Below are 25101 nucleotides of genomic sequence, written 5' to 3' on the forward strand. Positions count from 1 at the left end.
CCGTTGCTGCCTTGCCTAGTTGTTGTCTTGCCAGATGGCCGTCATCGCCGCGCCGGCGTCACTGCATGTGCTGGCCGCCGTTGATGGCGATGTTGGCGCCGGTCAGGAAGGCGGCTTCCTCCGAGGCCAGGTAGATGATCAGGCCCGCCACTTCCTCCGGCTTGCCCAGGCGGCCTACCGGGATCTGCGGGAGAATCTTGGTATTCAGGATCTCCTCGGGAATGGCAGTGACCATCTTGGTCCCGATGTAGCCGGGCGAGATGGTGTTGACCGTCACGCCTTTCCGGGCGACCTCCAGGGCCAGTGCCTTGGTAAAACCGTGCACGCCGGCCTTGGCCGCCGAGTAGTTGGTCTGGCCGAAGGCGCCCTTGGAGCCGTTTACCGACGACACGTTGATCACGCGGCCCCAGCCGCGCTCGACCATGCCGTCCGCGACCTGCTTGGTCATGTTGAACAGGCTGTCCAGGTTGGTGCGCAGCACCATGTCCCAGTTCACCTTGTCCATCTTCTTGAACGTCATGTCGCGCGTGATGCCGGCGTTGTTGACCAGCACATCGACCGGGCCGGCGACTTCCGTCACGGCCGCCACCGCCTTCGCGCACGAATCGATGTCCGCCACATCGCAGGGCACGGCGAGGATGTCGTAGCCGCGTGCCTTCATCTGCTGAACCCATTCGCCATGGGTGGTGTTGCCGGGCGAATAGGTGACCGCCACCCGGTAGCCGGCATCGGCCATCTTGGTGGAAATGGTTTCGCCCAGGCCGCCCATGCCGCCGGTGACCAGTACTACGCGTTGCTTGCTCATGGTTGTTTTCTCCTTGTGGAATGCAGGTTGTCTTAGCGCTCGATTGGCGCTCGATCAGCGCTCGACGGCCAGCGCCACGCCCATGCCGCCGCCGATGCACAGCGACGCCAGGCCGCGCCGGGCATCGCGCCGCGCCATTTCATGGAGCAGGGTGACCAGGATGCGGCAGCCGGACGCGCCGATGGGATGGCCGATGGCGATGGCGCCGCCATTGACGTTGATCTTGCTGGCGTCCCAGTCCATTTCCTGGTTGACCGCGCATGCCTGCGCGGCGAAGGCTTCGTTGATTTCCATCAGGTCCAGGTCGTTGATGCTCCAGCCCGCCTTGTGCAGGCAACGCTGCGAGGCCGGGACCGGGCCCATGCCCATGATCGCGGGATCAAGCCCGGCGCTGGCATAGGAGGCGATGCGGGCCAGCGGCGTCAGCCCCAGCTCGCGCGCCTTGCTGGCCGACATCATCAGCACCGCCGCCGCGCCGTCGTTCAGGCCGGAGGCATTGCCCGCGGTGACGGAGCCGGCCTTGTCGAAAGCCGGCCGCAGGCCCGCCAGGGCATCGGCCGTGGTGCCGTGCTTGATGAACTCGTCGGTATCGAACACCACCGTGCCCTTCTTCGAGACGATCGAGACCGGCACGATCTCGTCCTTGAAGCGGCCGGTCTTCTGTGCCAGCTCGGCCTTCTGTTGCGACGCGGCCGCGAACGCGTCCTGCTGCTCGCGCGAGATGTGGTAGGCCTTGGCCACGTTCTCGGCGGTGGTGCCCATGTGGTACTGGTTGAAGGCATCCCACAGGCCGTCGACGATCATGGTGTCGGTCAGCTTCCAGTCGCCCATGCGCTGGCCGTCCCGCGAGCCCGCCAGCACGTGCGGTGAAGCGCTCATGTTCTCCTGGCCGCCGGCAATGACGATATCGGCGTCGCCGCACTTGATGGCTTGGGCCGCCAGGTGCACGGCCTTCAGGCCGGAGCCGCAGACCTTGCCGATGGTCATGGCGGGCACGGTGTTGGGCAAGCCGGCCTTGATGGCGGCCTGGCGCGCGGGGTTCTGCCCGCCACCGGCGGTCAGCACCTGGCCCAGCAGCACTTCGTCGACCATCTCGGGTTTCAGGCCGCTGCGCTCGAGCAAGGCCTTGATGACCGTGGCGCCCAGCTCGGGGGCCGGCACCTTGGCGAGCGATCCGCCGAACTTGCCCACGGCGGTTCTGGCTGCGGCGACGATAACAACATCTTCCATGTGACTCTCCTGGGTGAATCTGGGGGTAGGGTGGATAGCGGATTGATGGCTCAGCCGGCTGGTAGCTAGCTGGCCTTTGCCTTGACGTAACGCCCGGGTGCGGGCTCGATCACGGGGTAAGCGGCGTTGCCGGGCGCGCGGCGCGCAGCGGTGCGGGCGCCGGCGTGCTGCGCCAGCCAGCGGGTCCAGGCCGGCCACCAGCTGCCTTCGGCGCGCTCGGCGCCGTCGAGCAAGCGTTGCGGATCGCTCTGGAGCGGCCCGGTCCAGTGATGGCGCTTGCCTTTGGCCGGCGGGTTGATCACGCCGGCGATATGGCCGCTGGCGCCAAGCACAAAGGTCGTGGGCCCGCCCAGCAGGCGCGTGGTGGCATAGGCGCTGCCCCACGGCACGATATGGTCGTCATGCGAGGCATAGAGAAAGGCTGGCACCCGGACCTGGGCAAAGTCCACCGGCTCGCCGCACTGCACCGTGCCGCCGGGCACCCGCATGCGGTTCTCCAGGTAGGCGTTGCGCAGGTACCAGCAGTACATCGGCCCGGGCAGGTTGGTGTCGTCGCAGTTCCAGGACAGCAGGTCGAACGCGCCCGGCGCGCTGCCCTTCAGGTAGCTGTTCACGGCATAGGGCCAGATCAGGTCGTTGGCGCGCAGCGCCGCGAACACATGGGCCAGCTCGCGGCCGTGCAACAGCCCGCCGCGGCCGATCGTGGCCTCGCGCATGGCGACCATGGCTTCGTTGACCAGCAGCCCGATCTCGCCCGTGTCGTGGAAATCCAGCATCGTGGTGAGCAGCGTGACGCTGGCAGCCTTGTCCTCGCCGCGCGCGGCCGCCACGGCCAGCGCGCAGGCCAGCAGCGTGCCGCCCACGCAGAAGCCCAGTGTGTTGACGCGGTCGGCGCCCGTGATGTCCTGCGCCACGTCGATGGCGCGCAGCACGCCTTGCTCGAGATAGTCGTCCCAGGTCAGGTGCCCCTGCGCCTGCGCCACGTTGCGCCAGGACACCAGGAAGACCGTATGTCCTTGCGCCACCGCATGGGCGACGAAGGAGTTCTCGGGCTGCAGGTCGAGGATGTAGAACTTGTTGATGCAGGGTGGCACGATCAGCAGGGGGCGCTGATGGACCTTGCCCGCGCCCGGCGCGTACTGGATGAGCTGCATCAGCTCGTTCTCATGCACCACGGCGCCCGGCGTGGTGGCTAGGTTGCGGCCAACCTCGAAGCTCTGCTCATCGGTCATGGAGACGCGCCCCTTGGCCAGGTCCTGCAGGAACAGGCGCATGCCCTCCACCAGGCTGGCGCCGCCGGAGTCCACGGCCAGTTGCAGCGCCTCGGGGTTGGTGGCCAGGCAGTTGGCCGGGCTGAGCGCATCCAGCACCTGGCGCAGCGCAAACTGCCACTGGCCTTTGGTCTGCGCATCGGCCGGCGCTTGCTCGATCGCGCCTTGCAGCAGCGTGGCGTAGCTATGGTAGTGGCGCACCGCCAGCGCGAAGCGCGGGTCATCGCGCCAGGCCTGCGCGGCAAAGCGCCGGTCCGTGGTATCGGCAGGCTCGCCCGCCGGCCAGAGCGCGCTCATTTGCCTGAGGGCCTGTTCCGGCCAGGCAGCGAGCGCGCGCGCTGCCGCCAGCATGGAGACCGGCGCGGGCGTGGCGCCGGCGTCCTGCGGCGCCTGGCCGGGCGCGGCGCCGAACGCGCGCAGCATGGTCTGCTGCGCGCTGAAGAGCTCGGCAATCCAGTTGGAGGGATCGGGCGTGGGCATGGTCATGGGGTCCGGATGAGTGCGGTTGCTTGTGCGTATGTGTGTGCGTGTGCGCGGGACAGCGGCGCCGGGTTCAGTGCAGCTTCACATGCGGCTCGGTGCGCCGGACGATGGAGCGCGCCAGCGTGTCCAGCGCCACCTTGGCAAAGCCGTGCAAGGCCAGTTCGTGCATCTTGTAGAGCGACAGGTACATCATCCGGGCGAACAGGCCCTCCACCATCAGGCTGCCGCCGATCAGGCCGCCCATCATGTTGCCCACGGTGCTGAACTCGCCCAGCGACACCAGCGAGCCGAAATCGCGGTAGCGGTAGTCGGCCAGCGGCTTGCCCGCCATGCGGGCGCGGACCTGCCTGACCATGTGCGAGGCCTGCTGGTGCGCGGCCTGGGCGCGCGGCGGCACGAACCCGCCCTTGCCCTGGTTGGCCTCGGGCCACGCGCACGCCGCGCAATCGCCGATCGCGAAGATGTTCTCGTCGCGGCTGGCCTGCAGCGTGGGATTCACCACCAGTTGGTTGATGCGGTTGGTTTCAAGGCCCGCCAGGTCCTTGAGAAAGTCAGGCGCTTTCACGCCCGCCGCCCATACCACCAGCTCCGCCGGCAGCAGGCGGCCATCGCCCAGCAGCACGCCGCCGGGGAGCACCTCGGCCACCTTGGCATCGGTGAGCACTTCCACGCCCAGCTTGCGCAGCAGGCCCTCCGTGGCGCTTGAGAGGCGCGGCGGCAGCGCCGGGAGCACGCGTGGCGCGGCTTCGATCAACGTGACGCGGATGTCCTTGTCCGCATCGACCCGGTCCAGGCCGAAGGCCACCACCTCGCGCGTGGTGCGGTGCAGCTCGGCCGCCAGTTCCACCCCGGTGGCGCCGGCGCCGATGATGGCAACGTGCAGCTGCTGGGCCAGCAGGGGGGCGGTCTGGGCATGCGCGCGGATGCAGGCATTGACCATGCGCGAGTGAAAGCGCAGCGCGTCGGCGGCGGACTCCAGCCGCATGGCGTGCTCGTAGACGCCAGGGGTGCCGAAGTCGTTGCTCTGGCTGCCCACCGCGATAATCAGCGTGTCATAGCCAAAGGTGCGCGGCGGCGTGATCTGCGTGCCTTCGTCGTCCACATAGGGCGCCACCAGCACCTCCTGGCGCTCCCGGTCCAGTCCCACCATCTCGCCGACGCGGTAGCGGAAGTGGTGCCAGTGCGATTGCGCGAGATAGCCCACCTCGTGGGCGCTCATGTCCATGCTGCCCGCGGCGATCTCGTGCAGCTTGGGCTTCCACACGTGGGTGCGGGTCTTCTCGATCAGGGTGACTTCGGCTTGCCGGCGCCGGCCAAGGGTGTTGCCCAGCCGGGTGGCCAGCTCAAGCCCGCCCGCGCCGCCGCCGACGATGACGATGCGGTGCGGTGCCTTGAGGCGGGCGTCGGGACGATAGGTGGAAGGTTTCATCGCGGCCTGCCGGTCACCGGGTCATTGAGGTGCCGGAGGCCGGCATGCGCGCCACCATCGGATCGAGCACGGCCTCCGGCTCGTCGGCCTCGGCGTCCGATTCGTTGTCCAGCCGGCGGTGCATGCGCGCCACGTCCAGGTCGCCGGTCCATTTCGCTACCACCACCGTGGCCACGCCGTTGCCGATCAGGTTGGTCAGCGCGCGCGCCTCCGACATGAAGCGGTCGATGCCCAGGATCAGGGCCAGGCCGGCGACCGGCACATGGCCTACCGCCGACAGCGTGGCCGCCAGCACGATGAAGCCGCTGCCGGTGACGCCGGCCGCGCCCTTGGAGGTGAGCAGCAGCACGGCCAGCAGCGTGAGTTGCTGCGTCAGGCTCATCTCGGTGTTGGTGGCCTGGGCGATGAACACGGCCGCCATGGTCAGGTAGATGGACGTGCCATCCAGGTTGAACGAGTAGCCGGTGGGAATCACCAGCCCCACGACGGACTTGCGCGCGCCCAGGTTCTCCAGCTTGGCCATCATCCGCGGCAGCACCGATTCGGACGACGACGTGCCCAGCACGATCAGCAGTTCCTCCTTGATGTACTTGATGAACTTCCAGATCGAGAACCCATGCGCGCGCGCGATGCCGCCAAGCACGACAAAGATGAAGAACAGGCAGGTCGCGTAGAACGTGGCCATCAGCTGGCCGAGTTGCAGCAGCGAGCCCACGCCGTATTTCCCGATGGTGAAGGCCATGGCCCCGAACGCACCGATGGGGGCCACCTTCATGATGTAGCCGACGATGGCGAACAGCACATGCGAGAACTTCTCGATGAAGTCGAACACCAGCGTGCCGCGCCCGCCGAACTTGTGCAGCGCGAAACCAAACATCACGGCAAACAGCAGCACCTGCAGGATCTCTCCCTGGGCGAAGGCGTCCACCACGGTATTGGGGATCACATGCAGCAGGAAATCCACCGTGCCCTGCATCTTGCCGGGCCCGGTGTAGGCGGCGATGCTCTTGGTGTCGAGCGTGCTCACGTCCACGTTCATGCCCACCCCGGGCTTGGCGATGTTGATGATGACCAGGCCGACGACCAGGGCAATGGCGCTCACCACCTCGAAGTACAGCAGCGCCAGCCCGCCGGTCTTGCCGACCTTTTTCATGTCCTCCATGCCGGCGATGCCGACCACCACCGTGCAGAAGATGATCGGCGCGATGATCATCTTGATCAGCTTGATGAAGCCGTCGCCCAACGGCTTCATCGCCGCGCCCGCCTGCGGATAGAAGTGTCCCAGGATGACGCCGATGACGATCGCGGTGATGACCTGGAAATACAGGGATCTGTAGAACGGCTTGGGGTGATTGTCTTTTTCCATGGGTGTCTCCTTTGTCGGTTTTCGTGTCGCAGGCAGGCAGGCAGGCAGGCCGGGCCAGGTCAGTCGATCGCCCAGTCGGTTGCGCGCTGCGCGCTGGCGTCGACGGTTGCCACGGCGCTCATGTTGACGATGCGGCGTACCGTCGATGAGGACGTCAGGATGTGCACCGGGCGCGCGGCGCCGAGCAGGATGCCGCCCACCGTGATGCCGCCGCCCGCGGCGATGCGCATCAGGTTGTACGAGATGTTGGCGGCATCCACGTTGGGCATCACCAGCAGGTTGGCTTCGGTGGGCAGGCAGGATTGCGGGAACTCGTGCTCCAGGATGTGCTTGGACAGTGCCGCATCGCCGCGCATCTCGCCTTCCACGGCCAGCGACGGCTCGCGCGCCTTCACCAGCGCCAGCGCCTCGCGCATCTTCACCGCGGCCGGCGCGGTGGAGCCGCCGAAGTTGGAGTGGGACAGCAGGGCCACGCTAGGCGTGATGCCAAAACGCCTGACAGCCTCGGCCGCCAGCAGCGTGATGTCGGCGATCTGCTGCGCCGTCGGGTCGAGGTTGACGTGGGTGTCGCAGATGAACAGCTGGCGGCCCGGCAGCATCAGCATCTGCATGACGGCGAGCGTCTCGTTGCCTGGCTTGAGGCCGATGGTGTCCCGCACATAGCCAAGGTGGTCCTGGAAGCGGCCCACGGTGCCGCACAGCATGGCATCGGCCCGGCCCTGGCGCACCAGCATGGCGCCCAGCAGCGTGCCGCGGCTGCGCACCTCCGCCTGTGCCAGCGCCCGTGAAACGCCGTCGCGGCAGCTCAGCTGGTAGTACGCCTCGGCCGCGTCGCGGTAGACGGCGGGGTCCAGCGGATCCACGCACTCGCAATCCACGCCGGGCTCAAGGCGCAGGCCGAACTGCGCGATACGCTGGACGATCGTACCGGGGCGGCCTACCAGCAACGGGCGCGCGATGCCCTCATCGATCACCACCTGGGCGGCGCGCAGCACGCGCTCGTCCTCGCCTTCGGCGTAGATCACCCGCTTGGGCGCGCGCTTGGCCGCGGCAAACACCGGTCCCATGGCGCTGCGCGACTGGTAGACGAACTGGCCAAGGCGCTGGCGATACGCCTCCATGTCAGCGATCGGGCGCGTTGCCACGCCGCTGTCCATCGCGGCCTTGGCCACGGCCGGCGCCACCGCTTCGATCAGGCGCGGGTCGAACGGCTTGGGAATCAGGTACTCGGCGCCGAAGCGCAGGCCCGCCGCGCCGTATGCCTGGGCCACCACTTCGGGGATTTCCGCGTGCGCCAGTTCGGCGATGGCGCGCACGGCGGCCAGCTTCATCTCCTCGTTGATGGTGGTGGCGCCGACGTCCAGCGCACCGCGGAAGATAAACGGAAAGCACAGGACGTTGTTGACCTGGTTCGGATAGTCCGAGCGCCCGGTGCCCAGGATGGCATCGGGACGCACCGCCAGCGCATCCTCCGGCGCGATCTCCGGCGTGGGGTTGGCCATGGCCAGGATGATCGGGTCGCGCGCCATCACCTTGACCATCTCCGGCTTGAGCACGCCACCGGCCGACAGCCCCAGGAAGATGTCCGCGCCGCCGATGATGTCGGCCAGCGTGCGCGCGGACGTGTCCTGCGCATAGCGTGCCTTGTTCGGGTCCATCGCCTCCTTGCGGCCCTGATAGACCACGCCGTTGCTGTCGGAGACGAACACGTTGCCGAGCGGCAGGCCCAGGTTGACGATCAGGTCCAGGCAGGCCAGTGCCGCGGCGCCGGCGCCGGATGCCACCAGCTTGACCTCGGCGATATCCTTGCCAACGTGCTTGAGCGCATTCAGGATGGCCGCGGCGGCCACGATGGCCGTGCCATGCTGGTCGTCATGGAAGACCGGGATCTTCATGCGCTCGCGCAGCTTCTTCTCGATGTAGAAGCACTCGGGCGCCTTGATGTCTTCGAGGTTGATGCCGCCAAAGGTCGGCTCCATGCGGGCGATGGTGTCGATCAGCGCGTCCGGATCGTCCTCCGCCAGCTCGATGTCGAACACATCGATGCCCGCGAACTTCTTGAACAGGCAGCCCTTGCCCTCCATCACCGGCTTGCCCGCCAGCGGCCCGATGTTGCCCAGGCCAAGCACCGCGGTGCCGTTGGTAATCACGGCGACCAGGTTGGCGCGCGACGTGAGGTTCATTGCCTCGGCCGGATCGCGCACGATCTCCATGCAGGCGTCGGCCACGCCGGGCGAGTAGGCGAGGGCGAGGTCGCGCTGCGTGGCCATCGCCTTGGTCGGCGTCACCGAGATCTTGCCCGGCGTCGGGTAGCGGTGGTAGTCCAGTGCGGCTTCGCGCAGGTTGTCGGTCATGTTGTCTCCATGGCGCCGTCGGGGCGCCGGATCAGGTGTGCTTGGTGCGGGATGCAAGGCCGGCGTGGCGGCCTTGATGAATGTCCTGGCGCATCGGGCTAGCGCCAGGAGGCGCTATTTCTTCTTCACCGGCGGCAGGTCGGTGCAATGGCCCTCGAACACCTCGGCGGCCATGCCGATGGATTCGCCCAGCGTCGGGTGCGGGTGGATCGTCTTGCCGATGTCGGCGGGCTCGCAGCCCATCTCGATGGCCAGGCATACCTCGCTGATCAGGTCGCCGGCGTGCGTGCCGACGATGCCGCCGCCGATCACGCGATGCGTGGCCTCGTCGAACAGCAGCTTGGTGAAGCCCTCGTCGCGCCCGTTGGCGATGGCGCGGCCGGACGCGGCCCACGGGAACACTGCCTTGCCGATCTTGATGCCTTCAGCCTTGCACTGCTCTTCGGTCTTGCCGGCCCAGGCCACTTCCGGGTCGGTGTACGCGACCGATGGAATCTGGCGTGCGTCGAAGTATGCCGCTTCACCGTGCGCGGCTTCGGCCGCCACGTGCGCTTCATGCACGGCCTTGTGCGCCAGCATCGGCTGGCCGACGATGTCGCCGATGGCGTGGATGTGCGCAACGTTGGTGCGCATCTGGCGGTCGACGTCGATAAAGCCGCGCTCGGTCACGGCCACGCCGGCCTTCTCAGCGCCGATGGCACGGCCATTCGGGCTGCGGCCCACCGCCACCAGCACCAGGTCATAGACCTGCGGGGCCGGCGCCTTCTCGCCCTCGAAGCTGACTTCGATGCCGGCCGGCGTTGCCTTGGCGCCGATTGTCCTGGTCTTGAGCATGACGTGGTCGAAGCGGTGGGTGTTCTTCTTCTCCCACACCTTGACCAGGTCGCGGTCCGCGCCCTGCATCAGGCCATCGAGCATCTCCACCACGTCGATGCGCGTGCCCAGCGTGGAATAGACGGTGGCCATCTCCAGCCCGATGATGCCGCCGCCCACCACCAGCATGCGCTTGGGGATCGACTTGAGCAGCAGTGCGCCGGTGGAGTCGACCACGCGCTCGTCGTCGGGCATGAACGGCAGCTTCACCGCCTGGCTGCCCGCCGCGATGATGGCCTTGGCGAACTTGATCACGCGCTTGCCGCCATCGGCCGCCACCACTTCCAGGTGATACGGATCGAGGAAGCTGCCGACGCCGGTCACCACCTCGACCTTGCGCGCCTTGGCCATGCCGGCCAGGCCGCCGGTCAGCTTCTTGATGACGCTGTCCTTGAAGCCGCGCAGCTTGTCCAGGTCGATCTCGGGCGCGCCGTAGCGGATGCCGTGGTCCGGCAGCGTCGCCACTTCATCCATGACCGATGCGGTGTGCAGCAACGCCTTGGAGGGGATGCAGCCCACGTTGAGACAGACACCGCCAAGCGTGTCGTAGCGCTCCACCAGGACGGTCTTCATGCCCAGGTCGGCGCTGCGGAACGCGGCGGAATAGCCGCCGGGGCCGGCGCCCAGCACCAGCATTTCGCATTCCTGGTCCGCCTTGCCGGTGTAGCTGGCAGCGTTGGGGACGGGCGCGGCGGCTGGCGCTGGCCCGGGCGGCGCCGACGGGGCCGCAGGCGCTGGCGCGGCGGGCGCGGCAACGGTTGCAGCGGCCGCGGCAGCCTCCACCACCAGGATCACCGATCCCTCGCTCACCTTATCGTTGACCTTGACGGTGATCTCCTTGACCACGCCGGCATGGGTGGAAGGGATCTCCATCGAGGCCTTGTCGGACTCGACCGCGATCAGGCTGGTATCCACGGCGATGATCTCGCCGGGCTTGACCATGACCTCGATCACCGTGACATCCTTGAAATCGCCGATATCCGGCACTTTGACTTCGACACGTTGGGTCATTGCAGCGCGCCCCTCAGAACAGCACACGCCGCAGATCGGCGAGCAGGTTGGCAAAATGGACGTTGAAACGGGCAGCCGCGGCGCCGTCGATGACACGGTGGTCCCATGACAGGGACAGCGGCAGCGTCAGGCGCGAAGCCCAGTTCTTGCCGTCGCTGGAGTGCTGCTTCCAGAAGCTCTTGCATACGCCCATGATCGCGACCTCGGGCGCGTTGATGATGGGGGTGAAGTTGATGCCGCCGATGCCGCCGAGCGAGCTGATGGTGAAGGTGCCGCCCGACATCTGGTCGGGCTTGAGCTTGCCCTCGCGCGCCAGCTTGGCCAGCTCGCCCATCTCCCGCGCGATGTCGGGGATGCTCTTCTTGTCGACGTCGCGGATCACCGGCACCATCAGGCCGTTGGGCGTGTCGGCCGCAAAGCCGATGTGGTAGTACTGCTTGAGCACCAGGGTATCGCCGTCCAGGCTCGCGTTGAACTCGGGGAATGCCTTGAGCGTGGCCACGGCCGCCTTCATCATGAAGGGCAGCATGCTGATCTTGACGCCGCTCTTCTCCAGCTCCTTGTTCATCTGCACGCGGAACAGCTCCAAGTCGGTGATATCGGCTTCGTCGTGCGTGGTGACGTGCGGGATCACTACCCAGTTGCGGTGCAGGTTGGCGCCGGAGATCTTCTTGATGCGGCTCAGTTCCTTGCGCTCGACCGGGCCGAACTTGGCGAAGTCGACCTTGGGCCATGCCAGCAGGTCCAGGCCGGCGCCGCCACCCGCAGGCGCGGCGGCGGGCCTGGCCGCGGGCGCGGCGGGGCCACCGGTGCGGGCGAACGCCTCCACGTCGGCGCGCAGGATGCGGCCGTGCTCGCCGCTGCCGCGCACCTTGCCCAGGTCCACGCCGGTCTCCCGGGCGAGCTTGCGCACTGCCGGGCTGGCGTAGGCGAGGGCAAAAGCGGCTTCGTCGACGCCACCGGATGCGGCGGCGGCGGTGGCAGCGGCGGTGGCAGCGGGCGCGGCAGGAGCAGCAAGCGCGGCTGCCACGGCGGGCGCGGCGCCCGGCGCCGCTGTCGCTGCCACCGCCGGCGCATCGCCGGTGGCCAGCGCCATGATGATGCTGCCTTCGCTGACGGTGTCGCCCACCTTGACGCGGATCTCCCGCACCACGCCGCCCAGCGGGGCCGGCACGTCCATGGTGGCCTTGTCGGACTCCAGCGACAGTAGCGCGTCCTCGGCCCTCACGGTATCGCCGACCTTGACGAAGATCTCGATCACCGGGATGTCCTTGAAGTCGCCGATGTCGGGAATGCGCACTTCGGCCAGCCCGGCGGGCGCGCTGACCGGGGAGGGCGGCGCGCTCACGCTTGGCTTGGTGGCTTGCGCCGGCTCGGCGGCGGCAGTGCCGGCCCCGGCGCCCTCGAACTGCATCAGCACGCTGCCTTCGCTGACGGCATCGCCCAGCTTGACGTGGATCTGCTTGACCACGCCGCCGTGCGGCGCGGGCACTTCCATGGTGGCCTTGTCCGACTCCAGCGAGACGAGCGGGTCCTCGGCCTTGACCAGGTCTCCCACCTTGACGAACAGCTCGATCACCGGCACGTCCCTGAAGTCGCCGATGTCGGGCACCTTGATTTCAATGGCTTGGTTCATTGTCTTTATTCCTTCGCCTGTCAGACCGTCCACGGCGCTGCGCGCTCGCTATCCACCCCGTACCTGGCAATGGCCTCGGCCACCACCGCGGGCCTGATCGCGCCGTCATCGCACAGCGCCTTGAGCGCGGCCACGGCCACGTGGTAGCGGTCCACCTCGAAAAAGCTGCGCAGCTTGGCGCGGTAGTCGCTGCGGCCAAAGCCATCGGTGCCCAGCACCACGTAGCGGCGCCCGGCGGCGTGCACGTACTCGCGCACCTGGTCGGCGTAGTTGCGCATGTAGTCGGTGGAGGCGATCACCGGGCCGTCATGGCCCGCCAGGCTCGCCTCGACCCAGCTCTTGCGGCGTGGCTCGGTGGGGTGCAGCAGGTTCCAGCGCTCAGCGGCCATGCCGTCGCGGCGCAGCTCGTTGTAGCTGGGGGCGCTCCAGATGTCGGCGGTGACGTTGAAGTCCGCCTTGAGCAGCTCGGCCGCCGCGATCACCTCGCGCAGGATGGTGCCGCTGCCCATCAGCTGCACGCGCAGCCCGCCCTTGCCGGCCTTGCCGCCGTCCTTGAGCAGGTAGAGGCCCTTGAGAATGCCTTCCTCGGCGCCGGCGCCCGCGCCCGCTTCGGCCAGCCCAGGGTGCGTGTAGTTCTCGTTCATCAGGGTGATGTAGTAGTACACATCTTCCTGCTGCTCGTACATGCGGCGCATGCCCTCGCGCACGATGGTCACCACTTCATAGGCGAAGGTGGGGTCGTAGGAGACACAGTTCGGGATGGTGCCGGCGATGATGTGGCTGTGGCCGTCCTCGTGCTGCAGGCCTTCCCCGTTGAGCGTGGTGCGCCCGGCGGTGCCGCCCAGCAAGAAGCCGCGCGCGCGGATATCGCCCGCCAGCCACGCCAGGTCGCCCACCCGCTGCAGCCCGAACATCGAGTAGTAGATGTAGAACGGGATCATCGGCACGTTGCTCGTGCTGTACGAGGTCGCGGCCACGATCCAGCTGGACATCGCGCCGCCCTCGTTGATCCCTTCTTGCAGCACCTGGCCGTCCTTGGACTCGCGGTAGTACATCAGCTGGTCGGCATCCTGCGGCTTGTAGAGCTGGCCGACCGACGAATAGATGCCCAGCTGGCGGAACATGCCTTCCATGCCGAAGGTGCGCGATTCGTCAGGCACGATGGGCACCACATGCTTGCCGATGGCCTTGTCCCTGACCAGCGTGCCCAGCATCTGCACGAAGGCCATGGTGGTGGAGATCTCGCGCTCGCCGGTGCTGTCCAGCAGGCGCTGGAAGTTGGACAGCGGCGGGATCTCCAGCGAGGCCGACTTGCTGCGGCGGGCCGGCAGGTAGCCGCCCAGCGCCGCGCGCCGGGCGCGCAGGTACTGCATCTCCGGGCTGTCCTCGGCCGGCTTGATGAAGGGCACGTCGGCCAGTTGCTCGTCGCTGACCGGAATCTGGAAGCGGTCGCGGAAGCCGCGCAGGGCGTCCTGCGTCATCTTCTTGGCCTGGTGGGCGATCATCTGGCCTTCGCCGGATTCGCCCATGCCATAGCCCTTGACCGTCTTGGCCAGGATCAGCGTCGGCTCGCCGGTGTGCTTCACGGCTGCCGCGTAGGCCGCAAACACCTTCTCGGGATCGTGGCCGCCGCGCGTGAGGCCCCAGATCTCGTCATCGCTCATGTCGGCAACCAGTGCCTTGAGTTCCTCGTACTTGCCAAAGAAGTGCTCGCGCACATAAGCGCCGCTCTTGCTCTTGAAATCCTGGTACTCGCCGTCGACGCATTCCTCCATGCGCTTTAGCAGCAGGCCGCTCTTGTCCTTGGCCAGCAGCTTGTCCCAGCCGCCGCCCCAGACCACCTTGATCACGTTCCAGCCGGCGCCGCGGAAGACCGACTCCAGCTCCTGGATGATCTTGCCGTTGCCGCGCACCGGACCGTCCAGGCGCTGCAGGTTGCAATTGATGACGAAGATCAGGTTGTCCAGCCGCTCGCGGCCGGCCAGCGAGATCGCGCCCAGCGATTCGGGCTCGTCCATCTCGCCGTCGCCCATGAAGGCCCAGACCTTGCGCGCCGCCGTGTCCGCCAGGCCACGGCCTTGCAGGTACTTGAGGAAGCGTGCCTGGTAGATCGACATCAGCGGCCCCAGGCCCATCGACACGGTGGGGAACTGCCAGAAATCCGGCATCAGCCAGGGGTGCGGGTAGGAGGACAGCCCGGTGCCCCCGGTCTCTTGGCGGTAGCCCAGCAACTGCTGCTCGGTGAGCCGTCCTTCGACAAAGGCGCGGGCATAGATGCCCGGCGCGCTGTGGCCCTGGATGTAGAGCAGGTCGCCGCCGTGGGTGTCGGTGGGCGCGTGCCAGAAATGGCCAAAGCCGATGTCGTAGAGCGTGGCCGCCGACTGGAAGCTGGCGATGTGGCCACCCAGCTCCGACGATTCCTTGTTGGCGCGCAGGATGATCGCCATGGCGTTCCAGCGGATGATCGAGCGCAGGCGATGCTCGATGGCGCGGTCGCCGGTCGATTGCGCTTCGTCCTTGGGGGCGATGGTGTTGCGGTAGCCCGTGGTCAGGGAGCGCGGCACATAGAGGCCATCGCGCCGCGCCTCGTCCACCAGCGTATTGACCAGCTGGTTAGCGCGCTCGGCTCCGCGGTGTTGGGTCACCGCTTGCAAGGACTCCAGCCATTCCGCGGTCTCGATAGGATCGAGATCGCCCGCTTCTCGTGCGCTCATAGTGTCTCCACGTGTTCTGTTTTGGTTGTGTCAGGTGCTGCAGTGGCAGATCTGTTCAGCAAGAGACATGCCACTGCAAACGCAGTAATGCGGGTTGTGCAAGTCATTGATTGGAAAGGAAACCCGCCATGGCCGGCCGGCAGCCCGGTCGGGAATCCATATTCAGGCGGGGTGATCGTTATGAGTTTTCATGCGAGGCCGTCAGGGAATACCCGCGCCTGGTGTCTAGCCGGCCCGGGGTTGTTGCGCCGGCGCTTGCGCAATGTCCCCGGCCTCCAGGGCAGCCACGGCATCGGGGTCCTGCGTGACGCCAAGCTCGCCTTCCCATTTGGCAACGACGGCCGTGGCGATGCTGTTGCCGATGACGTTGGTGGCGGTGCGGCCCATGTCGAGGAACTGGTCGATGCCCAGGATCAGCAGCAGGCCGGCTTCCGGCAGGTTGAACATCGGCAGGGTTGCCGCCACTACCACGATCGAGGCTCGGGGCACGCCGGCGATGCCCTTGCTGGTGACCATCAGCACCAGCAGCATGGTGATCTGCTGGGTCAGGCTCATCTCGATGTTGTAGGCCTGGGCGATGAACAGCGCGGCAAACGCCTGGTACATCATCGAGCCGTCGAGGTTGAACGAGTAGCCCAGCGGCAGCACGAAGCCGGTCACCTTGTTGGGCACCCCGAACTTCTCCATCTGCTCCATGGTCTTGGGGTAGGCTGCCTCGCTGCTGGCGGTGGAGAACGCCAGGATCGTCGGCTCGCGGATCAGCTTGAGCAGCGTGAACACCCGCCCACCCAGGAACAGGTAGCCCGCCGCGGTCAGCACCAGCCACAGCACCAGCAAGCCCAGGTAGAAGCCGCCGATGAACTTGCCGTAGGTAAACAGCACGCCAATGCCTTGCACCGTGATGGCGGCGGCCACGGCGGCAAACACGCCGAGCGGCGCGAAGCGCATCACGAAGTCGGTGACGCGCAGCATGATCGCCACCAGTTCCTCGATCGACGCCACCAGGTGATGGCCCACCTTGCCCTTGAACGAGGCAATGGCGAAGCCAAAGAACAGCGAGAACACCAGGATCTGCAGGATCTCGTTCTGCGCCATCGCCTCGAACACGCTCTTGGGGAAGACGTGCGTGATGAAGTCCTTCAGGTTCAGCGTGGAGGTCTTGAGGTTGGTGGCCGTGCCGATTTCGGGCAGTGGCAGGTTCAGTGCATGCCCGGGCTGCAGCAGGTCCACGAAGAACATGCCGAGCAGCAGCGATAGCAGCGACGCGGTGATGAACCAGCCGAGCGCCTTGATGCCGATGCGGCCCACGGCGCTGGCGTCTTTCATGCCGGCGATGCCCGCCACCAGCGTGCCGAACACCAGCGGCGCGATGATCATCTTGATCAGCCGCAGGAACACGTCGGTGACGATGGAGAAGTAGCTGGCGATCTCCTTGGCCATCGCCGCATCGGGCACGAAGCGGTTGCAGAGATAGCCGGTGACGATGCCCAGGACCATGGCGATCATGATCCGGGTTGTGAGCTTGTTTGCCTTCATGATGCGTTGTCTCCAGCGGTTGCGGCCAGATCCTGGTCTGACCGTCGGTATCGGGGCAGGGCGGGGCCGGCTGGGCCCTGCCTGGCGCCGGGCGCGCCTTGCCCCCCGGATCAGCGTGCGCGGGGCGCCAGGCTCAGCGGGGTCGGCTGCGTCAGCACTTCCGGGCGCAGGATCTGGTCCAGTTCATCCCGGGTCAGCAAGCCCTTTTGCAGCACGATCTCGTACACGCTGCCGCCCGTGGCATGGGCCTCTTGCGCCACGGCGGTGGCATTGGCATAGCCGATATACGGGTTCAGGGCCGTCACGATGCCGATGGAGTTCTCGACCGTGGCGCGCAGGCGCTCTTCGTTGGCGGTGATGCCGTTGACGCAGCGCTCGGCCAGCGTGAGGCAGCCGTTGCGCAGATGACTCACGCTCTTGAACAGGCTGTGCGCGATGATCGGCTCGAAGGCATTGAGTTGCAGCTGGCCGGCTTCGGCAGCGAAGCTGACGGTGATGTCGTTGCCGATGACCTCGAACGCGATCTGGTTGACCACCTCCGGAATGACCGGATTCACCTTGCCCGGCATGATGCTGGACCCTGCCTGCATGGCCGGCAGGTTGATCTCGCCCAGCCCGGCGCGCGGGCCGCTGGACAGCAGCCGCAGGTCGTTGCAGGTCTTGGAGAGCTTGACCGCCACGCGCTTGAGCACGCCGGAGAGCTGCACAAAGGCGCCGCAATCCTGCGTGGCCTCGATCAGGTTCGGCGCGGTCATCAGCGGAATGCCGGTGATTTCCTTGAGCCGCTTGAGGATCAGCGGCGCGTAGTCCGGGTGTGCGGTGATGCCGGTGCCGATGGCGGTGGCGCCCATGTTGATCTCGCAGATCAGCAGCGCGGCTTCGCGCAGCCGCTCCTCGTCCTCGCCGAGCATCACGGCGTAGGTGCTGAACTCCTGGCCCAGCGTCATCGGCACGGCGTCCTGCAACTGGGTGCGGCCCATTTTCAGGACGTGGCTGAACTCTTCGGCCTTGCGCTCGAATGCGCGCCGCAGCACGCCCATGGCATCGACCAGGCCCAGGATGCCGAACCAGGTGGCGACCTTGAGGGCGGACGGGTAGACGTCGTTGGTGCTCTGGCCAATGTTGACCTGCTCGTTCGGGTGCAGGTACTGGTACTCGCCCTTGTTGTGCCCCATGAGTTCGAGCGCGCGGTTGGCGATGACCTCGTTGGCGTTCATGTTGGTCGAGGTGCCGGCGCCGCCCTGGATCACGTCGACGACAAACTGATCGTGCAGCTTGCCGCCCAGCAGTTCCGCGCAGGCGGCGACGATGGCGTCGCAGCGGGGCTCGTCGAGCAGGCCCAGTTCGTGGTTGGCCAGCGCGGCAGCCTGCTTGATGTAAGCCAGGGCCTTGATGAGCTCGGGGTAGATGGAGATGGGGGTGCCGGTGATCGGGAAGTTCTCCACCGCGCGCAGGGTGTGCACACCGTAGTAGACGTCGGCCGGGACCTCGCAATCGCCCAGGAGGTCATGTTCGGTTCTAAAGGTTCCAGCGGTCATTGCATTGCTCCTCGCAAATTGTCATCAGGGAGGAGTTGACTCTAGGTAATCCGCCGACAGGTGGCGACCATGATGCGAATTTGTCATGGCGCGGCGCGAAATACTCATGCGGCACACGCGCTATCGGCAAGGCGCCAGGAGCGGCTGGAGCGCGGCGGGCGGGGGCCTCGCGGAGTGATGATTTTTCCGCATACTTCGCCGCGAATTTTGCATCGCCCTATCAGGGCTTATACGGATACGGGCGGTTTTTGCTTGCCGTATCATCGCCCGCTCACCACCTGTCATCAACATTTGGCGGGCGCTTACCGAGCGCCAGATATCCACCGCATGGAGACCACCATGAAGCGTTTTGCACGTCTTAATACCCTCAGCGCCTTGCTGCTTGCCGCCAGCCTGACCACCGGCATTGCCCATGCCCAGCTTGCTCCCTCCGCGCCTGCCGCCGGCGCGCCGACACAGGCCAGCGAAGCCCGCAAGGCCAATATCGTGATCATCGGCACCGGCGGCACCATTGCCGGCGCGGGCGCCGCCGCCACCAATACCGCCGCCTACCAGTCGGCCGTGGTGCCGGTGGACAAGATCATCGCCTCGGTGCCGGAGATCTCCAAGATTGCCAACGTCAAGGGCGAGCAGGTCTTCCAGATCGGCTCGGAGAGCTTCAACAACGAGCGCCTGCTCAAGCTTGGCAAGCGCGTCTCGGAACTGCTCAAGCAGCCGGACGTGGACGGCATCGTGATCACCCACGGCACCGACACGATCGAGGAAACCACCTACTTCCTCAACCTCACGCTCAAGAGCGACAAGCCGGTCGTGGTGGTGGGATCGATGCGTCCGGGCACGGCGCTGGGCGCGGACGGCGCGCTTAACCTGTACGACGCGGTGCTGGTGGCGTCCAGCCCGGAGTCCAGGGGCAAGGGCACGCTGGCGGTGCTGAACGACGAGATCCACACCGGGCGCGACGTCACCAAGAGCAACACCTTCAAGATCGAGACCTTCCGCTCGCCGTTCGGCCCGCTGGGCTACGTGGTGGAAGGCCGCACGCTGTACTACCGCCTGCCGGCCCGCCCGCACACCATGCAGACCGAATGGGACATCGACAAGATCGACAAGCTGCCTGAAGTGGCCGTGGTGTACGCCTACGGCAACGTCAATCCGGCCAGCATCGATGCCGCGGTGAAGAACGGCGCCAAGGCGATCGTCTATGCCGCCACCGGCAATGGCAGCGTGGGCGACTACATGGTCGAGCCGCTCAAGGCCGCCCGCGCCAAGGGCGTGCAGATCGTGCGTGCCTCGCGCACCGGCGGCGGCGTGGTGGTGCGCAACGCCGAGCAGCCGGACGACAAGTACGACTGGCTGGTGACCGACGACCAGCTGCCGCAGAAGGCCCGCATCCTGATGGCGCTGGCACTGACCAAGACCAACGACACCAAGGAACTGCAGAAGATCTTCTGGAAGTACTGAGCGAGCACTGAGCGCGCACCAGTCGGGTACTCGGCGCCTCGCGCTTGTTCGCGCGAGGCCGGGGAGGGATGTTGCAATTTGGGAATAATGTGGCGCAAAATTTGCATCGTGCTATCGGGCTTCCACCGATTTGTGCAGCGCCGCGCTGCCGTATGATGTGCCATAGACAGCGCGTCCCCCCCTGATGTTGAGTACATTCCATTATGGAAACCAAGTGGCTTGAAGACTTCCTGTGCTTGGCTGAAACGCGCAGTTTTTCGCGCGCGGCAGCCGACCGGCATATCACCCAGTCGGCGTTCAGCCGGCGCATCATGGCCCTTGAGGAGTGGCTTGGCGTCAGCCTGGTCGACCGCAGTGTGCATCCGGCAACGCTGACCACGGCAGGCTGGCTGTTCCGCCGGCTGGCCGCCGACCTGTTGCGTGACGCTTATGCCGCACGCGCGCTGCTAAGCAGCCGCCAGCCCCTTGCCGAGAGCGACAAGGTCATCCGCTTCGCGGTGGCGCACACCCTGGTCTTTACCTTCTTCCCGTCCTGGCTCAAGTACCTGCACGAGCGCTTCGGCTCGTTGAGCGCCTGCGTGCATGCGGTAAACGTGCCGGAGGGCGTGCAGCAGCTGGTGGATGACGATTGCGACATCCTGCTGGGCTACCACCATCAGCAACTGCCGATCCTGCTTGACCCGAACGGCTTCCCGTTCCTGATGCTGGGCGTCGAGCGGATCCTGCCGTTCTCGGCGCCGGACAAGCAAGGGCAGCCGATCTTCAGGCTGCCGGGCACGAGCGCCAATCCGTTGCCCTTCATGGCCTATTCATCCGGGGCGTTCCTTGGCAACGTGGTCGAGATGATCCTGCTCAATGCGCCGGAGCCCTACGGGCTGCAGCGCTGCTTCGAGACCCATATGTCGGAGGCCCTGAAGGCCATGGTCGTGGCCGGGCACGGGGTGGGCTGGTTGCCGGAGAGCTGCGTCAGCGACGAGATGAAAGAGGGCAAGCTGGTGGTGGCGGGGCCGGCCTCGTGGGCAACCAGCCTGGATATCCGCCTGTACCGCTCGGCGGCCAGCCCGAAGCCGCTGGTCGATGAGCTATGGTCCTTTATCAGCCACGTGCGGGACCCGCAATTGATGTTGATGGGCAAGACCGCGGAATCGAGCGACTGCGGGATGCTGTAAGAGGCAATGCTGTCTCTTTGATTGGTGATGGTTTTTGGACCCAAGGGCCGTATGACATCGCTCTGCTGGGTTGGCCGTTGTTTATTTTATCGGCGTCGGTTTTTGGACCCAACAGCCATACGACATCCCCCTGCGGGGGCTGCCGGTCACTTTTCTTTGACCGGCAAAGAAAACTAACGAAAAGAAAGCCGCCCTGCCGGGAGCAGAGCAATCAGGCTTGTCGGCCTCGGTGGTTTCGTCGTACGGCCCGGAGTGTTGGCGGGCATCTGCCGGTACCGGTTTGACTGGCCACGAGTCTGCGGGCGTCCGGGTTTCGTGGTGGTGCCCTCGGTGGCAGACATCACTTGCTTCAAGCCGTCTGTCGCTCGCGGCGCGGGCGGCCACGAAGTTGCGGGCATCCCGTTTCGTCGTGGGCGCGGTGGCTCCGCCACAATGGTTCTGAGGCATTCACCACCGCGCCCACCTCACCACGAAACCATCACGGCGCGATATATCGTGATGCTTTGAACCGGTACCGGCAGATGAGTGAATAGGCAAGAACACCGCTACCGAGCAGCCTCACCACGAAACCAGTGTTATTCACGGGATCGCGGCCATTCAAACCGGTAACGGCACGAGTCCATTAAAACCCAGGGCCTGACCACGAAACCATTGGGCTGCGCAACCCCGCCACGCCAGCCTCCTGCAAGGATCGCTTTCTTTGGGTCACCTTTCTTTACGAGTAAAGAAAGGTGACATCCCACACGTTCCAAAACGGCCAACACCGTACAGCCGCGCCAGCAGCCAGAAGCCATAAAACCCCGCCCACTCACGCCAGCCTGCGCTAGCAGCTAAAAGCGCTGACTAATACCCATCCCTCTCAAGACGTATCGTTAATTCCCCTTGAAAATGATAGCTAAGTGATAGCTGCAAGACGGGGTTCCGGGCCGCGGTCGTTGGCGGCCCGGACGGATACGTTAGCAATTGCCCCGGGGATTTATCGTCGGTCGATCAGCCAGCCAATCAGCACGCCGACAGCGGCAGCCACGCCGATAGCCGTCCACGGGCTTTCATGCACATAGTCGTCCGCGACGCGCGCCGTGTGGCGGCTCTTTTCCACGACGACGTATTGCACATCGGCGATTTTTTTCTTTGCCTTCTTCAGGCGTTCCTGCACCTTGCCCGGCGCATCCGCGGCCGGCGCGCCGGGGGCATTGGTGGCATTGGTGGCAGGCACCAACAGGCTATCGACTTCACGCAGGGCGCTACCGGTATTCGACATTTCCTTCTCCTCGTTGAATGGCTAACGCAATGAAAGACCTTATGGCGTCAATAGGTCCGGTTCATTGGGTTTAGCTAGCATAAGGAACATCCGGCGCGTAAATAAGAGCCAATCGGGATTAGTTGATGGAACCGCCTCCCGGGGCGGTCCACGCGGGCCTGTGCGCTGCTCGCGCCAGTGGATCAGCCGGCTTCCAGGCAGAGGTATTTCATCTCCAGGTACTCGTCGATGCCGTAGCTGGAGCCTTCGCGGCCGAGGCCGGATTGCTTGACGCCGCCGAACGGCGCCACCTCATTGGAGATCAGCCCCGTATTGATGCCGACCATGCCGTACTCCAGCGCCTCGGCCACGCGCCACACACGGGCCATGTCTTTGGAGAAGAAGTAAGCGGCAAGACCGGACTCGGTGTCGTTGGCCATGGCGATGACTTCCTGGTCGCCCTTGAAGCGGAACAACGGTGCCAGCGGGCCAAACGTTTCCTCGCGCGCGACGCGCATGGCAGCGGTGGCGCCGGCCACTACCGTGGGCTCGAAGAAGGTGCCGCCAAGCGCATGGCGCTTGCCGCCTGTCAGCACGCGTGCGCCATGGGCGAGCGCGTCGGCGATATGGCTTTCCACCTTGGCGACGGCGTCGGCGTCGATCAGCGGCCCTTGCGTGACGTCGCTGTCGATGCCGTGCCCGGGACGCAGGGCGCTCACCGCGCGCACCAGCCGGCTGGCCACCTCGTCGTACACGGCGTCGTGCACATAGATGCGGTTGGCGCAGACGCAGGTCTGGCCGCTGTTGCGGAATTTCGAAGCCAGGATGCCGTCCACCGCGCGGTCGAGATCGGCGTCCTCGAACACGATCAGCGGCGCATTGCCGCCGAGTTCGAGCGAGAGCTTCTTGACCGTGCCGGCGCATTGCGCCATCAGCAGTTTGCCGATGGCGGTGGAGCCGGTGAAACTCAGCTTGCGCACCACCGGGCTCTCGCACAAAACCCCACCGATCTGGACCGGGTCGCCGGTGACGACCTGCAGCACGCCACGGGGCACGCCGGCTTCTTCGGCCAGCGCGGCCAGCGCCAGCGCCGTCAGCGGGGTTTGTTCGGCGGGCTTCACGATCATGGTGCAGCCCGCGGCCAGCGCCGGGCCTGCCTTGCGGGTGATCATGGCGGCGGGGAAGTTCCACGGCGTGATCGCCGCGCACACCCCCACCGGCTGGCGCAGCACCAGCATCTTCTGGCCGGCGCGCGGGCTGGACAGTACGTCGCCGTCCACCCGCTTGGCTTCTTCGCCGAACCATTCCAGGAAGGAGGCCGCGTAGGCGATTTCGCCACGCGCTTCGGCCAGCGGCTTGCCCTGCTCGGCGGTCATCAGTTGCGCCAGGTCTTCCTGGTGCACCAGCATCAGGTCGGCCCAGCGCCGCAGCACCGCGGCGCGGGCCTTGCCGGTCAGGTCACGCCAGGCCGGCAGCGCGCGTGCGGCGGCCTCCACGGCTTGCCGGGTTTCGGCGGCGCCGCAGCGCGGGACGGTGCCGACCACATCGTGGGTGGCCGGGTTGTGCACCATCAATACGGCGCCGCCGGCGGCGCCGGTCCATTCGCCATCGATCAGGCAGGCGCTGCGCAGCAGCCCGGGTCTTTGCAATGTCAAGGTGTGTCCCATGGTGTCTCTCTTTATACGGCGATGCCGGCCAGCACCTTCGTCAGCACCACCAGTGCGGCGTCGAACTGGGCTTGCGGGATGGTCAGGGGGTAGAGGAAGCGGATGGTGTTGCCATACGTGCCGCAGGTCAGCAGGATCAGCCCGGCCTCCATGGCGCGCAGCTGCACCCGCTTGGCCAGTTCAGCGCTGGGCTGCCCGGTGGCCGGGTCGTGGAACTCCACCGCGACCATGGAGCCAAGCCCGCGGATGTCGGCGATGCCCGGGCAGGTCTGGCTGGCTTGCTGCAACGCGGCTTTCAGTTGCTTGCCAAGCGCGGTGGCGCGCTCGCAAAGGCGCTCTTGCTCGATGGTCTCGATCACCGCGTGGGCGGCGGCCACCGCCAGCGGGTTGCCGGCGTAGGTGCCACCCAGGCCACCGGGCAGCGGCGCGTCCATGATGCTGGCGCGGCCGCAAACGGCCGACAGCGGCATGCCGCCCGCCAGGCTCTTGGCCATGGTGATGAGGTCGGGCGCCACCGGGTAGTGCGACATGGCGAAGAGCTTGCCGGTGCGGCCGAAACCGGTCTGCACCTCATCCGCGATCAGCAGGATGCCGTGCTTGTCGCACAGCGCGCGCAACGTCTGCATGAAGTCCACCGGCGCCGGGTGGAAGCCACCTTCGCCCTGGACCGGCTCGATGATGATGGCCGCCACGCGCTGCGGGTCGATATCCGTCTTGAACAGCGACTCCAGCGCCTGGATGGATTGCTCGGTGCTCACGCCATGCAGGTCGCAGGGGAACGGCGCGTGATAGATGTCGGACGGGAACGGCCCGAACCCGACCTTGTAAGGCGCCACCTTGCCGGTCAGTGCCATGCCAAGCAGGGTGCGGCCATGAAAGCCGCCCGAGAATGCAATGACGCCAGGGCGCCCGGTATGCGCGCGCGCGATCTTGACCGCGTTTTCCACGGCCTCCGCGCCGGTGGTGAAGAGCGCGGTCTTCTTCAGGCCATCGATCGGCACCAGGGCATTGATGCGCTCGGCCAGCGCCACGTAGCTCTCGTAGGGCACGATCTGGTACGCGGTATGCGTGAAGCGCTCGAGCTGCGCGATCACTGCCTGCATCACACGCGGATGGCGGTGGCCGGTATTGAGCACGGCAATGCCGCAAGCAAAGTCGGTGTACTGGCGGCCTTCCACATCCCAGAGCGTGGCGTTTTCCGCGCGGTCTGCATAGAAGTCGCACATCACGCCGACGCCGCGGGGGGTGGCAAGGGCGCGGCGCTGATTCAGTTCGAGGTTCTTCATGGTCTCTCCGTGGTGCTTGATATGGCCTGGGC

The 25101-nt window shown here is 66.3% G+C and carries 16 protein-coding genes; 2 read left to right on the plus strand and 14 right to left on the minus strand.

From position 1 onward, the window contains the following. Positions 1-58: 58 nt before the first annotated feature. From phbB to aspA, 11 genes are all read right to left on the minus strand, one after another. Entirely contained in the window at positions 59-805 is a 747-nt protein-coding gene (phbB, locus tag RR42_RS26085) for an acetoacetyl-CoA reductase (RefSeq protein ID WP_043354246.1), read from the minus strand. Between the two features lie 54 nt (positions 806-859). Beyond that, complete coding sequence (locus RR42_RS26090; RefSeq protein ID WP_043354247.1) at positions 860-2035, minus strand: acetyl-CoA C-acetyltransferase; 1176 nt, start codon at positions 2033-2035, stop codon at positions 860-862. Positions 2036-2100: 65 nt separating this feature from the next. Further along, complete coding sequence (gene phaC / locus RR42_RS26095) at positions 2101-3792, minus strand: class I poly(R)-hydroxyalkanoic acid synthase (protein ID WP_052494975.1); 1692 nt, start codon at positions 3790-3792, stop codon at positions 2101-2103. A gap of 67 nt (positions 3793-3859) precedes the next feature. Then, positions 3860-5218 (minus strand): NAD(P)/FAD-dependent oxidoreductase, encoded by a 1359-nt coding sequence (locus RR42_RS26100; RefSeq protein ID WP_043354249.1) that lies wholly within the window; start codon positions 5216-5218, stop codon positions 3860-3862. A gap of 13 nt (positions 5219-5231) precedes the next feature. Then, the gene (locus RR42_RS26105; protein ID WP_052494976.1) at positions 5232-6584 is read right to left on the minus strand and encodes a dicarboxylate/amino acid:cation symporter; all 1353 of its coding nucleotides are present in this window, start codon (positions 6582-6584) and stop codon (positions 5232-5234) included. Between the two features lie 59 nt (positions 6585-6643). Then, positions 6644-8938, minus strand: a complete 2295-nt coding sequence (locus RR42_RS26110) for an NADP-dependent malic enzyme (RefSeq protein WP_043354252.1) — start codon at positions 8936-8938, stop codon at positions 6644-6646. Between the two features lie 114 nt (positions 8939-9052). Then, positions 9053-10822 carry a dihydrolipoyl dehydrogenase gene (lpdA, locus tag RR42_RS26115; RefSeq protein ID WP_043354254.1) on the minus strand — a complete coding sequence of 590 codons (1770 nt, stop codon included), beginning with the start codon at positions 10820-10822 and terminating at the stop codon, positions 9053-9055. A 13-nt stretch (positions 10823-10835) separates the two neighbouring features. Continuing rightward, on the minus strand, positions 10836-12458 hold the full coding sequence (gene aceF, locus RR42_RS26120) for a dihydrolipoyllysine-residue acetyltransferase (RefSeq protein ID WP_043354257.1): 1623 nt from the start codon (positions 12456-12458) through the stop codon (positions 10836-10838). Between the two features lie 20 nt (positions 12459-12478). Continuing rightward, the gene (gene aceE / locus RR42_RS26125; RefSeq protein ID WP_043354259.1) at positions 12479-15172 is read right to left on the minus strand and encodes a pyruvate dehydrogenase (acetyl-transferring), homodimeric type; all 2694 of its coding nucleotides are present in this window, start codon (positions 15170-15172) and stop codon (positions 12479-12481) included. Positions 15173-15397: 225 nt separating this feature from the next. After that, positions 15398-16708, minus strand: coding sequence for a dicarboxylate/amino acid:cation symporter (locus RR42_RS26130; RefSeq protein WP_043354260.1), 1311 nt, complete (start codon positions 16706-16708; stop codon positions 15398-15400). Positions 16709-16818: 110 nt separating this feature from the next. Next, a complete protein-coding gene (gene aspA, locus RR42_RS26135) occupies positions 16819-18246 on the minus strand; it encodes an aspartate ammonia-lyase (RefSeq protein ID WP_043354262.1) in 1428 nt (475 codons plus the stop codon). A gap of 339 nt (positions 18247-18585) precedes the next feature. Here aspA and RR42_RS26140 point away from each other — a divergent pair, with 339 nt between their 5' ends. Continuing rightward, positions 18586-19707 carry an asparaginase gene (locus RR42_RS26140; protein WP_043354263.1) on the plus strand — a complete coding sequence of 374 codons (1122 nt, stop codon included), beginning with the start codon at positions 18586-18588 and terminating at the stop codon, positions 19705-19707. 203 nt (positions 19708-19910) lie between these two features. After that, positions 19911-20876: a LysR substrate-binding domain-containing protein gene (locus RR42_RS26145; protein WP_043354265.1), complete on the plus strand. Its 966-nt coding sequence runs from the start codon at positions 19911-19913 to the stop codon at positions 20874-20876. A gap of 976 nt (positions 20877-21852) precedes the next feature. On the opposite strand, the gene RR42_RS26150 is transcribed toward RR42_RS26145, so the two are convergent. The 3 genes from RR42_RS26150 to RR42_RS26160 form a co-directional block, all read right to left on the minus strand. Beyond that, entirely contained in the window at positions 21853-22137 is a 285-nt protein-coding gene (locus tag RR42_RS26150) for a DUF883 family protein (RefSeq protein WP_043354268.1), read from the minus strand. Between the two features lie 182 nt (positions 22138-22319). Further along, positions 22320-23783: an NAD-dependent succinate-semialdehyde dehydrogenase gene (locus RR42_RS26155; RefSeq protein ID WP_043354270.1), complete on the minus strand. Its 1464-nt coding sequence runs from the start codon at positions 23781-23783 to the stop codon at positions 22320-22322. Positions 23784-23794: 11 nt separating this feature from the next. Beyond that, positions 23795-25069, minus strand: a complete 1275-nt coding sequence (locus tag RR42_RS26160; protein WP_043354271.1) for a 4-aminobutyrate--2-oxoglutarate transaminase — start codon at positions 25067-25069, stop codon at positions 23795-23797. Positions 25070-25101: the final 32 nt, after the last annotated feature.

This window comes from Cupriavidus basilensis (genome assembly GCF_000832305.1).
In the GTDB taxonomy this organism is placed as follows: domain Bacteria; phylum Pseudomonadota; class Gammaproteobacteria; order Burkholderiales; family Burkholderiaceae; genus Cupriavidus; species Cupriavidus basilensis_F.

Excerpts from the sequence above, each read along its gene's own strand:
- RR42_RS26145 (WP_043354265.1), top strand. The coding sequence starts at position 19,911 with ATGGAAACCAAGTGGCTTGAAGACTTCCTGTGCTTGGCTGAAACGCGC.
- aceE (WP_043354259.1), bottom strand. The coding sequence starts at position 15,172 with ATGAGCGCACGAGAAGCGGGCGATCTCGATCCTATCGAGACCGCGGAA.
- phbB (WP_043354246.1), bottom strand. The coding sequence starts at position 805 with ATGAGCAAGCAACGCGTAGTACTGGTCACCGGCGGCATGGGCGGCCTG.
- lpdA (WP_043354254.1), bottom strand. The coding sequence starts at position 10,822 with ATGACCCAACGTGTCGAAGTCAAAGTGCCGGATATCGGCGATTTCAAG.
- RR42_RS26110 (WP_043354252.1), bottom strand. The coding sequence starts at position 8,938 with ATGACCGACAACCTGCGCGAAGCCGCACTGGACTACCACCGCTACCCG.
- RR42_RS26140 (WP_043354263.1), top strand. The coding sequence starts at position 18,586 with ATGAAGCGTTTTGCACGTCTTAATACCCTCAGCGCCTTGCTGCTTGCC.
- aceF (WP_043354257.1), bottom strand. The coding sequence starts at position 12,458 with ATGAACCAAGCCATTGAAATCAAGGTGCCCGACATCGGCGACTTCAGG.
- RR42_RS26130 (WP_043354260.1), bottom strand. The coding sequence starts at position 16,708 with ATGAAGGCAAACAAGCTCACAACCCGGATCATGATCGCCATGGTCCTG.
- RR42_RS26105 (WP_052494976.1), bottom strand. The coding sequence starts at position 6,584 with ATGGAAAAAGACAATCACCCCAAGCCGTTCTACAGATCCCTGTATTTC.
- RR42_RS26155 (WP_043354270.1), bottom strand. The coding sequence starts at position 23,783 with ATGGGACACACCTTGACATTGCAAAGACCCGGGCTGCTGCGCAGCGCC.
- aspA (WP_043354262.1), bottom strand. The coding sequence starts at position 18,246 with ATGACCGCTGGAACCTTTAGAACCGAACATGACCTCCTGGGCGATTGC.
- RR42_RS26150 (WP_043354268.1), bottom strand. The coding sequence starts at position 22,137 with ATGTCGAATACCGGTAGCGCCCTGCGTGAAGTCGATAGCCTGTTGGTG.
- RR42_RS26160 (WP_043354271.1), bottom strand. The coding sequence starts at position 25,069 with ATGAAGAACCTCGAACTGAATCAGCGCCGCGCCCTTGCCACCCCCCGC.
- RR42_RS26100 (WP_043354249.1), bottom strand. The coding sequence starts at position 5,218 with ATGAAACCTTCCACCTATCGTCCCGACGCCCGCCTCAAGGCACCGCAC.
- phaC (WP_052494975.1), bottom strand. The coding sequence starts at position 3,792 with ATGACCATGCCCACGCCCGATCCCTCCAACTGGATTGCCGAGCTCTTC.
- RR42_RS26090 (WP_043354247.1), bottom strand. The coding sequence starts at position 2,035 with ATGGAAGATGTTGTTATCGTCGCCGCAGCCAGAACCGCCGTGGGCAAG.